Origin of the sequence: Nocardia sp. NBC_01009, assembly GCF_045208035.1 — a bacterium.
GTDB lineage: Bacteria > Actinomycetota > Actinomycetes > Mycobacteriales > Mycobacteriaceae > Nocardia.
Genome location: NZ_CP108695.1, coordinates 6,880,242 through 6,892,468, shown reverse-complemented (window position 1 = coordinate 6,892,468; position 12,227 = coordinate 6,880,242). Strand labels below are relative to the sequence as shown.

15 protein-coding genes are annotated in these 12,227 nt (G+C 65.7%); 8 read left to right on the top strand and 7 right to left on the bottom strand.

The features are described 5' to 3' along the window. Positions 1-46 precede the first annotated feature (46 nt). The gene (locus tag OHA42_RS31000) at positions 47-715 is read left to right on the top strand and encodes a DUF5134 domain-containing protein (protein ID WP_406231285.1); all 669 of its coding nucleotides are present in this window, start codon (positions 47-49) and stop codon (positions 713-715) included. Here OHA42_RS31000 and OHA42_RS30995 read toward each other — a convergent pair whose 3' ends face one another. The 4 genes from OHA42_RS30995 to OHA42_RS30980 form a co-directional block, all read right to left on the bottom strand. Further along, complete coding sequence (locus OHA42_RS30995) at positions 716-1,390, bottom strand: PhzF family phenazine biosynthesis protein (RefSeq protein WP_406239703.1); 675 nt, start codon at positions 1,388-1,390, stop codon at positions 716-718. A gap of 237 nt (positions 1,391-1,627) precedes the next feature. Further along, positions 1,628-2,455: a hypothetical protein gene (locus tag OHA42_RS30990; RefSeq protein ID WP_406231284.1), complete on the bottom strand. Its 828-nt coding sequence runs from the start codon at positions 2,453-2,455 to the stop codon at positions 1,628-1,630. 121 nt (positions 2,456-2,576) lie between these two features. Then, the gene (locus OHA42_RS30985; protein ID WP_328403579.1) at positions 2,577-3,116 is read right to left on the bottom strand and encodes a carboxymuconolactone decarboxylase family protein; all 540 of its coding nucleotides are present in this window, start codon (positions 3,114-3,116) and stop codon (positions 2,577-2,579) included. Positions 3,117-3,168: 52 nt separating this feature from the next. Beyond that, a complete protein-coding gene (locus tag OHA42_RS30980; protein ID WP_328403577.1) occupies positions 3,169-3,756 on the bottom strand; it encodes a peroxiredoxin in 588 nt (195 codons plus the stop codon). A 111-nt stretch (positions 3,757-3,867) separates the two neighbouring features. On the opposite strand from OHA42_RS30980, the gene OHA42_RS30975 reads away from it, so the two are divergent. The 5 genes from OHA42_RS30975 to OHA42_RS30955 all read left to right on the top strand — a co-directional run bounded on the left by OHA42_RS30975 (position 3,868) and on the right by OHA42_RS30955 (position 7,037). After that, positions 3,868-4,824: a hydrogen peroxide-inducible genes activator gene (locus tag OHA42_RS30975; protein ID WP_406231283.1), complete on the top strand. Its 957-nt coding sequence runs from the start codon at positions 3,868-3,870 to the stop codon at positions 4,822-4,824. After that, a complete protein-coding gene (locus OHA42_RS30970) occupies positions 4,802-5,302 on the top strand; it encodes a gamma-glutamylcyclotransferase family protein (protein WP_406231282.1) in 501 nt (166 codons plus the stop codon). The genes OHA42_RS30975 and OHA42_RS30970 overlap by 23 nt, the downstream gene beginning before the upstream one ends. Before the next feature lie 122 nt (positions 5,303-5,424). Continuing rightward, positions 5,425-6,015: a TetR family transcriptional regulator C-terminal domain-containing protein gene (locus tag OHA42_RS30965; RefSeq protein WP_406231281.1), complete on the top strand. Its 591-nt coding sequence runs from the start codon at positions 5,425-5,427 to the stop codon at positions 6,013-6,015. A gap of 84 nt (positions 6,016-6,099) precedes the next feature. Next, positions 6,100-6,840 (top strand): SDR family NAD(P)-dependent oxidoreductase, encoded by a 741-nt coding sequence (locus tag OHA42_RS30960; protein ID WP_406231280.1) that lies wholly within the window; start codon positions 6,100-6,102, stop codon positions 6,838-6,840. Beyond that, entirely contained in the window at positions 6,840-7,037 is a 198-nt protein-coding gene (locus OHA42_RS30955) for a 4-oxalocrotonate tautomerase family protein (protein WP_328403569.1), read from the top strand. Before OHA42_RS30960 ends, OHA42_RS30955 begins: the two co-directional genes overlap by 1 nt. A gap of 55 nt (positions 7,038-7,092) precedes the next feature. Here OHA42_RS30955 and OHA42_RS30950 read toward each other — a convergent pair whose 3' ends face one another. After that, entirely contained in the window at positions 7,093-7,692 is a 600-nt protein-coding gene (locus OHA42_RS30950) for a TetR/AcrR family transcriptional regulator (RefSeq protein WP_406231279.1), read from the bottom strand. An 18-nt stretch (positions 7,693-7,710) separates the two neighbouring features. Here OHA42_RS30950 and OHA42_RS30945 point away from each other — a divergent pair, with 18 nt between their 5' ends. Beyond that, positions 7,711-9,159, top strand: a complete 1,449-nt coding sequence (locus tag OHA42_RS30945) for an amidase (RefSeq protein ID WP_406231278.1) — start codon at positions 7,711-7,713, stop codon at positions 9,157-9,159. 94 nt (positions 9,160-9,253) lie between these two features. Further along, the gene (locus tag OHA42_RS30940) at positions 9,254-9,787 is read left to right on the top strand and encodes a cation:proton antiporter (RefSeq protein ID WP_406231277.1); all 534 of its coding nucleotides are present in this window, start codon (positions 9,254-9,256) and stop codon (positions 9,785-9,787) included. 38 nt (positions 9,788-9,825) lie between these two features. On the opposite strand, the gene speD is transcribed toward OHA42_RS30940, so the two are convergent. Then, positions 9,826-11,034, bottom strand: a complete 1,209-nt coding sequence (speD, locus tag OHA42_RS30935) for an adenosylmethionine decarboxylase (RefSeq protein WP_406231276.1) — start codon at positions 11,032-11,034, stop codon at positions 9,826-9,828. An 8-nt stretch (positions 11,035-11,042) separates the two neighbouring features. Next, the gene (locus OHA42_RS30930) at positions 11,043-12,143 is read right to left on the bottom strand and encodes a type III PLP-dependent enzyme (RefSeq protein WP_406231275.1); all 1,101 of its coding nucleotides are present in this window, start codon (positions 12,141-12,143) and stop codon (positions 11,043-11,045) included. Positions 12,144-12,227 lie beyond the last annotated feature (84 nt).

Below are 12,227 nucleotides of genomic sequence, written 5' to 3'. Positions count from 1 at the left end.
TGGGTGCGAGCATGGAGATGCTGCCCGCGACGAGAGGTGGTGGAGTGTGGCGGAGTTCGTTCAGGAGTACGCCGCGTTGCGGTGGTCGGTGGTGGTGGCGTTCCTGTGTGCGTCGGCGATCGTGGTTGTCCGGTTGGTGACGCCGTCCGCAGCCGGTGCGATGCCGTGTCCTGCTGGGGATGCGCAGGCTGAATATGCGCGGCGGTGCGACAATTCGATCGACAGCGACGGGTCGAATACCTGTCATGAGTCCGATGCCGCGCATCTGATCATGTGCCTGGTCATGTTGACCATGCTGGTCTTTCCTGCGGGGGCGAATCCGCTTGCGTTACGCGGGGTGCTGACCGCGATAACGGTGGTATTCGCGGTGTTGCTGCTCGGCCGGATCGCAGAGTGGCACAGCGAGAGTCGAGCGATGCCCGCCGATCGGATGGTCGCGCTCGGATATCACGTCGTGGCCGCGGGGGCGATGCTGTACGCGATGTCGGGGCATCGGGACGGTGGGCACGGCGGCGGCCCCGAACCTGGCCCCGCCCTGGTTTTGGCGATGCTTTTCGCCGTGGACGCGGTCGTGGCGATAGTCGCGGTGAGCGCGGGGTGGCGGTATCACTGGCTCGGTCATCCGGCCGGGCGAGTGCTCTCCTCGGCGATCGTGCCCCACGTCGTGATGGACGTGGGGACCGCCTACATGCTGATCGCGGTGGTCTACGGGTGATCAGATGTCGATGACCGAGTCCGCGACGACGCGTCCGCCGAGGCGCACCCAGCCGTCGGAGTCCCATTCGGTGAAAAGCTGGGAGCCCTTGCCCTGGGTGATCACCAGGCCGCGGCGCAGTAGTGCGGTCAGCGCGACGGCGCCGGCGCCGGTGGCCTCGTCTTCGGCGATGCCCATGGAAGGTGCGAACATCCTGGAGCGCAGCGCGCCGCGGTGCTCATCGGTCCACGCCCACAGGTAGTGATGTCCGGTGGAGAAGTCGTCCGGGTTCAGCGCCGCCAGCTCCTCGATGTCGGCGAGCTGATGGAAGGTGAATTCGGGCGCCCATTCGCCCCGGGCTGTGATCCAGGTGAGCCCGTCGGTCAGTTCGACGGCCACCGGTCCCGCGAGCAGATCGAGCACCTGCACCTCGAGGCCCTGCTCGGCGAACCACCACCCGGTGCCTACCGATGGGTGACCAGCGAACGGCAGTTCCACGGCGGGCGTGAAGATCCGCACCCGGGCGGATCCCTCCACGGGGTCGTCGACTACGACGGTTTCACTGAAACCGACACGCGCCGCGAGCGCCTGCCGGTCTGCGTCGGCAACCTCGTCCGCACGGGCGATTCCCAGCTCGTTCCCGAACCGTCCGGCCGGGTCGGTGAACACCCGCACAACCTCGACCCGCGTGCTCATGACCTCCAGCTCATCCTGTGTGCCCATGGTCGTGAGCCTACCGGGACTTAGGGCGTGCTCCCAGGTATGGATATGGTCGAGATCCGACTGGGCGGCGATCCTTGCAACCGATCGGCTATCTGTCGGTGCTCGCGTGGGCGTGAGCCGCTGGACGCACGGAAATTTGTCCTATAAGTCCGAATTGTCGCTCGGCGATGGGGGATTGGTCACCTAATCGGGGGAGGCGTGGAGCGAAAGTCATCGGGGCATCGTCGGAGATCCCGGTGTGCTCGCGTCATCGGGTGTCGAACACGCGGCCAGGTCGGGTATGGCCTCGGTCAGCAGTTGTTGGGCTCTCGCGGGCAGCTCATGACGGATGGCTGCGGCGAGGTCGCGATGGCCTCGGGCATGATCCAGGAAAGCGCCCTCGTTACCGGGTTGGTCGACCCGGGCGGCAAGTACCCGCAGGGCGCGGGCGGGTAGTCGCCTCGCGGCCGCAAGTAGTGCCGCCGTGGTGCAGTCGCGCCATGATTCGTTGGCCGCGGCGAGCAGGGCGCGCAGGCGTCGGATGACGGTGACAGGCGGATCGGTGAGACCGGTCGCAACCCAGTAGTTCACAGAATTCGAATTCGGATACCACTCATTCGGTACGAGTGAGTCGAACTCGCAGTGGATGCCCGCGAGCGTGGCCGTGATCGATGTGGCGAGTTCGAAGCCGTGGGTGTGGACCAGATAGTCGGCCAGATCCGTGTTGTCGTCGAAGTACCTGCCGATGCCGTCGGGATTCAGGGTATAGGCGTCGATCCCGACTGCCGCGTAGACGGCGGCGCCGATCGGATCGGCGCCGGGTGCGGACAGGTAGGCCAGGCCACGCTGCCGGAATTGGTTGTGCGAGCGTGGATGCCGTAGCGCCGAGCGAATCTTGTCGGCCGACCGCGCCAGCGTATCGGCCACAGCGGCAGCGGCCGCCGCGTTCACTGTAGTTTTTCGTGTGGGACCGAGCCCGCGGAACGGATCGGACTTCGACCACCAGGCCCTCGGTACGGCCCAGTCGTCTTCGCTCGTCGGTGGTGTGCGGACGGCCATCGGCCCGTCTCCCTCTGTGGCGCTGGGTGTTTCGCCGACAGGCTAGCGACGGCGTCTGACAACTCCCGGCCGTGAGACGAACGACGGCCCCGTCCTGGACGGGGCCGTCGGGTATGAGACGTCAGACCGTGGCGGCGGCCAATGCCTCCGTGGACTGGACCGCCTGGCCGACACCGGCGACGATGGCGGCCACGCGCAGCGATTCGAAGATCACCTCGCGTGAGACGCCCGCCTCGCGCAGCACGTTCTCGTGCGCCTCCAGGCAGTGTGCACAGCCGTTGATCGAGGACACGGCGAACGACCACAGTTCGAAATCGGCCTTGTCGACGCCCGGCGTGCCGATGATCTGCATGCGCAGGCCGGCCCGCAGGTCGTCGTAGCGGCCGCCGAGGAATGCCTTGCCTCGGTAGAACACATTGTTCATGCCCATGATCGAGGCCGCGCCGAGTGCGGCGTTGTACGCCTCCGACGACAGGGTGTCGGCGGCTTCCTCGGCGATCTCGCGCAGCGTGGTCGCCGACCGGGTTGCGGCCGCCGACGCGAGGAGTGTGCCCCACAGCTGCTGCTCGTTCAGCACGGTGGTGCGTGCGATGGACGACAGGTTGAGCTTGAGGTCCTTGGCGTACTCGGGGAGTGAGTTCTTCAGGGTCTCGATGCTCATTCGGCGAATCCTCTACTCATGCTCGGTTTTCGGTGTATTCGGACGATGGATCTCAGACGCTGGCGGCGAGCAGCTCGCCCGCGTCGATGGTCGGGTCGCCCTTCTTCCAGTTGCAGGCGCACAGCTCGTCGGATTGCAGCGCGTCGAGCACCCGCAGCACCTCGTCGACGTTGCGGCCGACCGAACCGGCTGTCACCGAGACGAACTGGATCTCATTGTTCGGGTCGATGATGAAGGTGGCGCGGTCGGCGACGCCGTCGGCATTGAGAACACCGGTGGCGGAAGCGAGTTCACGCTTGAGGTCCGAGAGCATCGGGAACGGGAGGGTCTTGAGGTCCTCATGCTGGGCGCGCCACTGGAAGTGCACGAACTCGTTGTCGACCGAGGCACCGAGCACCTGCGCGTCGCGGTCTGCGAACTCCTCGTTGAGCTTGCCGAAGGCGGCAATCTCGGTGGGGCACACGAAGGTGAAGTCCTTCGGCCAGAAGAAGACGATCCGCCACTTGCCCGCGTGGTCGTCGGAGGTGATCTGGGTGAAGTAATCGTCAGGCTGCTGAGCGTCGACCTTCGACAGGTCACCGCCGATGACCGCGGTGAGGTTGTATGCCGGGAATTGGTCGCCGATGGTCAGCAAGGCCATGCTTTTCTCCTCGTCATGTTGGTTTGCTAGCGCTGTGCGAAAAGCTCACTTGTGATCTTGCCCAAAGCCCGGTGAAAGGTAAACGTGATCAGTCGCACTACACTGATAGGCGTGACTGATCAGACTTATCAGCCGACCCTGTCGCAGCTGCGTGCGTTCGTCGCGATCGCGGAATATCGCCATTTCGGCACTGCGGCAGCCAGGCTCAGTGTGAGCCAGCCCACGCTATCGCAGGCGCTCGCGGCGCTGGAACACGGCCTCGGGCTGCAACTGATCGAACGCAGCACGCGGCGCGTGCTCGTCACCGCTGCCGGGATGCGGCTGCTGCCGCAGGCGATCGCGACCCTCGAAGCGGCCGACCGATTCGTCGCTTCAGCGGCTGGTGACGGGCTCGGTGGCACACTGCGTCTCGGCATCATTCCGACAGTCGCCCCGTATGTGCTGCCTGCGCTACTGCCCGAATTGCGTACGCGGGTACCGGCGTTGGTGCCTCAGGTGATCGAGGACCGGACCGCGCGACTGCTCGACGGTCTGCGTACCGGAGTGCTGGATGTCGCGCTGCTCGCACTGCCGACGGAAATGTCCGGAGTGGTCGAGATATCGCTGTATACAGAGGAATTCGTGCTGGTCACCCCGCGCGGTCATGAACTGGCCGGGCGCACCGACATCGCGCCGGCGGCCCTCGATGCGCTGCCGCTGCTGCTGCTGGACGAGGGACACTGTTTGCGCGACCAGACGCTGGAGTTGTGTCGCACCTCCGATGTGCATCCTGCTGGCGTCGGCGACACACGTGCGGCGTCGCTGGCAACTGTAGTGCAGTGCGTGGCAGGAGGTTTGGGTGTCACGCTGATTCCAGAGATGGCGGTCGCCGCCGAAACCGCCCGCGGCACACTGGAAACCGCGCGCTTCGCGGCGCCCGCGCCGGGCCGCACCCTGGGGCTCGCCTTCCGGGCTTCTACGGCGCGGACCGAGGACTACACGCAGCTGGCCGAGATCATTCGCGATATCGGTCCAGCGGCCGAAGGCGTGACAACGGAAGGTAGCAGTGGAGCGGTTCGAGACACCTGACGCGGATACGCGCGCGGTGGCGCCGATCGGCAACGGCACGGCAGATCCGCGGCGGCTCGGGTTTGTCCGCGGCGTGGACGATGTGCTTTTCGTATACGGGACATTGCAGTTTCCTGCGGTATTGATCGAACTGCTCGGTCACTGTCCGAGTCTGGAGCCGGTCGAGGTGTCGGGCTGGCGGGTGGCGGCGCTGCCGGGTCGCCTTTATCCCGGACTCGTGTCGCGGCCTGCGTCGGTCGCTGGCGGTGTGCTGCTCACCGGACTTGCCGACGCCGAGTGGAAAGTGTTGGACGCCTTCGAGGATGCCGAGTACGACCTGAGTCCGCTGGTAGTCCCCGGACATGCGCGAGTCCTGACCTACGTTTGGACTGCGGAGGTCTCGCCGGAGGACTGGGATGCCGACCGGTTCGCGCTCGATCATCTGGCCGAGTTCACCGCCAGGTGCGTGCGGTGGCGTGCCGGCTTGTCCACGTTCTAGCCGGACCTATCGGGGCATTTCGGGTCGATCACGCGGGTTGTGCCGCGGCGGCCGACGACGAGCACTCGCTTCGGTCGGATTCGCATTTGCCATTCCAAGACGACCGGTCGTATATTGGTCTCATGGCGCGACCGCGACGGAGTGACGACACTCGGCAGCTTCTGGTCGAGGAAGGTGCTGCCGGGTTCTTGGTCAACGGATATCACGGCACCGGAATCAAGCAGGTGCTTGATGCAGTCGGTGTGCCCAAGGGTTCGTTCTACAACTACTTCGACAGCAAGGAAACCTTCGGGCAGGCGATCATCGACCATCATTCGCTGTGTGTGCAGCGGAACCTGGCCGAGGCGCTGGGCGCTGCGCCGGATCCGGTGGCGGGGCTGCGGGCGTTCTTCGGGCGGCTGATGGAGGAGTTCGTCGAGGCCGAGTACACGGGCGGGTGCCTGATTGCGAACCTCGGCGGCGAGCTCGAGGGTAGCGATGTGCTGCGCGAATCGCTTGCCGGCGCATGGCATTCGTGGCGCGACGGGGTGGCGGAGGCGCTGCGCCGAGCGCAGCAATCGGGTGCTATTCGCGCCGATATCGACGCGATGGATCTCGCGGACCTGCTATTGGAGTCCTGGGAGGGGGCGGTGATCCGGATGAAGATCGACCGCTCGCTCGAACCGCTGCAGAAGTGTTTGCGCCGACTGCTGGACGACTACTTCCGGCCATAGCCCCTCCGCATTGCGTACGGATCGTTGCTGTACGCCCATTTCAAGACGACCGGTCGTATCAAATTCACGAGAAAGCGAGAAGGTATGTCCACATCGAAAACGGTCATCGTGACCGGATCCTCCAGCGGGATCGGGCGCGATGTCGCACGGGCCTTCGTGGAGCGTGGCGACAACGTCGTGCTCAACGGGCGTGACGCGGACAAGCTCGCGGCGGTGGCCGACGAGCTGTCCACGGCGGATCAGGTGGCGGTGTTCGCGGGCGATATCGGCTCTCCTGCAACGGGAACCGAGCTGGTTCGGGTCGCCGTCGAGCGGTTCGGCCGGGTCGACGTGCTGGTGAACAACGCGGGGATCTTCGGAGCCAAGCCGTTCGTCGACGTCACCGAGGCAGACCTCGACAGCTACCTGAACGGGAACCTGAAGGGCACCTACTTCACTACCCAGGCAGTGGTCCGGCAGCTGCGAGCGCAGCGCAGCGGCGGCAGCATCGTCAATATCGGCACGGTGCTGATCAATCACGCGCTGGCCGGGCTGCCCGCCTCTGCGGCACTGGTCAGCAAGGGCGGCGTTCATGCGCTGACCACCAGCCTTGCCGCTGAGCTCGCGGCCGACGGCATTCGGGTGAATGCTGTTGCGCCAGGGATCATTCGCACCCCGTTGTTCGGCGACGGTGATGAAAGCTCCTCGGGCAAGCTGGCTTTGCTGAATCGGATCGGTGAGGTGAGTGAGACCACCGCCGCCGTGCTGTATCTCGCGGATGCCGCGTTCACAACCGGTCACATCTTCCCCGTCGACGGCGGGTTCATCTCGGGAAGGGCTGCGTAATGCCGTACGTCAACATCAAAGTCACCAATGAGGGCGTGACGCGGGAACAGAAGTCGCAGTTGATCAAGGGGGTCACCGATCTGCTGCGGGATGTGCTGGGCAAGGATCCCGCGACGACGTTTGTGGTGATCGATGAGGTCGAGCTGACCGATTGGGGTATCGGCGGCATGAACGTCGAGCAGTACCGCGCGCAATAGGCTCTAGTCGATGTTCGGGCGCCCACGCCGGGCGCCCGAACGTGTCTCGGCGGAGCTACCTCTTACCCCGGGATTCCGACAGTGCGGCCCAAGAGTTGATGAGCAGCTCGCTTGCCACCGCGACGACGTCGTCCAGAATCCCTTCGGGTGTCAGCAATTTCTGGATGAGCAGACCGTCCTCCAGTGCGTGAATGATCAGCGCGAGGAAGGCGGGATCGGCCGGCGGCCGTGGTAGCTCGTCGGCGACGCCCGCGGTGATGGCGGCACGGGCGAGTAGTTCGCGCTCGGCGAGGCGTGGTCGCAGGTCGGGGTTGCGCAGGATGTGCAGTATGAGCTCGAGGCGCAGTGCGAGCCAGTCGGTGAGATGCTCGGCGCGATCGCGGTTGAACTGTCGCAGCGGCTCGCGGGTGGTGTGGTCGAGCCGGCTGACCTCGTCGATTTCGCGCTTTGTTCGCTGGACGAGCAGTTCGACGATCAATTCGTGTTTGTCGGTGAAGTTGCCGTAGACAGCGCCTCTGGTGTAGCCGGCGCGTTCGGCGATCTGTTCCACCGAGGTGCCGTTGACGCCCCGCTCGACGAACAGTTCGGCGGCAGCGGCGAGCAGTCGATCGCGGGTCTGTTGTCGGCTCTGCTCGCGGGTGAGTCGCTCCTTCATATTCAGTAGTGTATCTGGATGCAGGTATGTATCTTCCTGAACGTGGAGATTTGTGGAGCAACCGCGAAACAGCTCGCGGCGGCGGTGTCGGCCGGAGCGGTCAGTGCGGTCGAGGTGATGACCGCGCACCTGGCGCGCATCGAGGCGGTCGACCCGGTGGTGAACGCGGTGACGAATGTGCTGGCCGACAGCGCCCTGAGGGCGGCCGAGCAGGTCGACCGGCGGCTGGCTGCCGGTGCGCGGGTGGGGCCGCTGGCGGGGGTTCCTTTCACCGTGAAGGAGAACATCCACGTCGCGGGGTCGGCGACGACGATGGGGGTGCCGCGGTTACGTCACCTGGTGGCTCCGGAGGATGCGCCACCGGTCCGGCGACTGCGGGCCGCGGGGGCGATACCCATCGGCCGAACCAACCTGCCGGACTTGACGATCGCGGGCATGCACACGACCAGCACGCTCTACGGCGACACCCGCAACCCATGGGACCCGGCAGGCCGTAGCCCGGGCGGCAGCAGCGGTGGCGATGGTGTTGCGGTGGCCACCGGGATGACGCCGTTGGGGCTCGGCAACGATTCCGGTGGCTCACTGCGCATTCCGGCGACGTTCAACGGCGTGGCCGCGCTCAAACCGAGCTACGGCCGGTTCGCGGCGGATCACCGCCTCGGTGGGCAGGAGCCGACGTTGGCCTCACAGGTGCTGCCCGTCGATGGGCCGATGGCGCGGTCGGTGGCAGATCTGCGGCTGGTGTACGAGGTATTGGCGGGAGCCGACCCGCAGGACCCGCGGGCGGTGCCCGCGCCCGTGGACGGCGCGGCGCTCGCTGAACCGGTTCGGGTCGGACTGGTTGTCGATCCGGGTGGCCACGGCGTGCACCCTCACGTCCGAGCTGCGGTGCAGACCGCGGCGGCGGTCTTGCGGGAGGCCGGATACCTGGTCGAGGAGGTGGAGACGCCCGCGTTGGCCGAGGCTTTGGAGGTCTATGCGGGCCTGATCAGCACCGAGTTCTCCTTGGTGTGGTCGAATATCCGACCGTTGTTGAGTGTGAGCGGCCGACGGCACCTGGAGCTGATCATGCAGCGGCGACCGCCGTTGGACCTGGCTGGATACGTCCAGCTGACCGCTGCCCGGCTGGGGGCGCAGCGACAGTGGGCGAGCTTCTTTGCGCGCTATGCGTTGCTCTTGGGGCCGGTGTCGACCGAGCTGCCACCGGCTCCACTGGTCCCGACCGATGCGCAGGAGCATGAGCGAATGATGGGGCCGGTGCGGTTGTGCACGGCGAGCTCCCTGGTCGGAGTCCCCGCGGTAGCAGTTCCCGTCGGTGTGACCGAGGGATTGCCCCAGGGCGTGCAGATCATCGGCGGAATGTACCGAGAGGACCTGTGTCTGGCCGCGGCCGGTGTCATCGAGAATGCGGTGGGGGTTGTGACGCCCCTCGACCCCCGCCTTAGCAGGCCTGCCGAATCGAGTTAGCCTGCACCGCAAGGCATTCAGCCGATCGCGGTGTAGGCCAGGCGCGCGGCAAGAAAACGGTAAGTCGCGCGAGTTACCCTCCGGATACGGGGAAGTGGTCGGATATCTGCTGCTGCCTGCCTTTTTCATCTACACCGGACTCAACACGAAACTCGGTGTGATCGTCGAACCCGCGGTGCTGGTGATGACTGCCGTGGTGTTGGTGGTGTCGTTCGCCAGCAAGTTCGGTGCGGTAGGACTGGTCGCCCGAACCCAGGACATGGGCTGGCGGGAGGCGGGTGCGATGGGCGCACTGGCCAACGCCCGCGGATTGATCGAGCTGGTGCTGCTGAACATCGGCCTGACCGTCGGGCTGATCACGCTGGAGCTCTACACCATTCTCGTGGTGATGACCACGGTCACGACCTTCATCGCGACGCCGGTGCAGCGCATGTTCGAACGCAGCGCTCGGAAAAACGGCCAGGTCTTCGGACCCACTGGCGAGGAGCCGAAGCCGCTCGCGGAGCCGACGCCGGCCGGGGAGTCGAAACATACCGTGCCGGTGGCGACGTATCCAGAGCGAACCCGTCAGGGCACCCGGTCGTCCAATAGTGGCAGACATCTCCGAACGCACCGGCGCCCGCGGTGAATTCCGCAGGGAGCCGGTGCGTCTCGGTCTATCGACAATTACTGCTGCGCGCGCAGTGCGTGCGGCTCGATGGCTCCGCGTACCAGGGCGCGATCGTCGATCGTCTCCGGACGGTAGGGCAGCGTGACCAGCCGGTTGGTCATCGCCTGCACCGGGTCGGCGATCGCCTCGACGAGTCCGAACAGGAACGACCACTCGTGCTCGTCACTGCCGTAGTGCACGACCGTGCCGAACTGCTCGTGGAAGCGCTGCCAGGACCGCTTGAGGGTTTCGTTGCGCCACATGGTCGCGCAACCGGCCTGCGCACACAGCACACCGCCGGGTGCGAGCAGGGCCCGACATCGCTGCAGGAATTCCGCCTCGTACAGGCGATTGTGCTGCGCGTCCTCGACTCGCTCGTCGGGCAGGTCGATCACGATGACGTCGTATCGGGTGCCCGCCTCGGCCGCCTCGGCGAGGAAGTCCCAGCCGTCGGCGTAGTGCACCGTGATCGGGCCCTCGCCCTCGACCGCTGCGGTCAGCTCCGCGGTCGTGTAGCCGTAGGGCAGGTGCTCGGCGCACAGCTCGACCTCGAGTTGATCGATGTCGACATGGTCGACATGGGTCGCGCCCGCCGCCACCGACATCTGGCTTGCCACGCCCTCACCGGAACCGATGATCAGCACGTTTTCCAACTTCTCGGCCAGCACGAAGGCGGGAACCATCATCGCCTCGTGGTAGGTGAGCTGCGAGAACTCGGTGGACTGCCGATCGTTGTCGGAGAACAGGCTGATGCCCTGCTCGGTCTTCGCGATCAGCATGTGCTGGAAGGGCGTGTGGGTGTCTACGATGACGTCGGAGACATCCCAGATACGGGTCAGGCCTTCGCCGACCGGCTCTTCGACCCGATGCCCGGCCCGGCCGCGTCGGATGGTCGACATGCGAACTTCTTTGGGCGACAACTCATCCCGAAGCAGCTCCACGGCCTTCGAGGCGCCCTCGCCGATGCTCCCGCAGGTGAAGACGTCGACGAAGATGTCACCCGACTCCGGGTAGGTGTGGATGGAGGCATGCGATTCCGACAGCAGCGCAAGCACGGTGACGCCCTGCGGCTCGAATTTCTTGTGCACGACATCGCAGATCGTGACTCCTGCGGCGATCAACGATTTTCGCATCGCCGCTTCGAGTCGTTCGAGGTCATCGCAGAGGGCCGCGTCGACACCACCGAACTCGGCCAGCACGTGCCAGCCGGTGAATTCCGCCGTCATGGGGCAACTCACTCTCGCTCAGCGCCCGAGACATGAACGGTCAAGGGCGGAAAACCATTGAAGGACACCGACGAATAGCTCGCGGTATAGGCGCCGGTGTCGAGGATCTGAATGCGATCACCGGCTCGCAACGTGGTCGGAAGGAGGACTCGCGTGCGTTGATACAGTACATCGTCGCCGTCGCAGGTCGGACCGGCCACCACCGCCTCGTCTACGGGATCACCGTCACGTTCGGTGACGAAGCGGTAAGCGATGTACTCGTTCTCTGTCTCGGCCATCCCGTTGTAGCGGCCGATGTCGAGATACACCCAGCGCCGTCCATCAGGCGCGATGCGCACGCCGACCACCTCGGCGTGAATAGTGCCCGCCGACCCCACGAGCGCACGGCCCGGCTCGATGACGAGTCCGGCGGTCTCGGGCAGGAATTCAGCGGTCGCGGCCGCAACAACGGCCGCGATGTCGTCGAGCGCGGGCGCCGCCTCGACGTAGGAGATGGGTAGGCCGCCGCCGATGTTCACCGACTCGACTCGAATATCTTTGTCCGCCAACGCCGCAGCGATGTCTCCGGCCTGTTCGATACCGATCCGCCAGGCCTCGGGGTCCAGCTGTTGCGAACCGACGTGAAAGTACGGTCCTGCCACGATCAGCCCGAGATCGCGGGCGCGCACCAGCAAACGCAACGCCTCGGCGGGGCTGCAGCCGAACTTGGTGCCGAACGGGGTCTTGGATTCGGGGGCCGCGGACAGGAAGCGGCATTCGACCTCGGAGCCCGGTGCGTGTGCAGCGATGCGCAGTAGGTCGTCCTCGGTGTCGAAGGCGTAGCGGCGCACACCGGCGGCATCGGCGGCCGCGATGTGGGCGGCCTTTTTGATCGGGTTCCCGTAGCACATCCGCGCCGGGTCGACACCCGCACGCAGGCACAGTTCGATCTCGCCGACGCTGGCGACGTCGAACTCCGCGCCCTCCTCCGCCAGCAGCCGGATGAGCTCCGGAACCGGACTTGCCTTGACCGCGAACCGAATTCGCGCCGTGGGCAGCGCGGTGTGGAGTGCACGGAAGTTATCGCGCACTCGCTCGGGGTTGATGACCAAGAAGGGTGATTCGGGCATGTTTGAACTGATCAATCTAAGGGAACTCTCCATGGTTTGTGCTGCTGCCTTCGTTCAGGCACCGCGCGAGAGAGTATCAGCGCA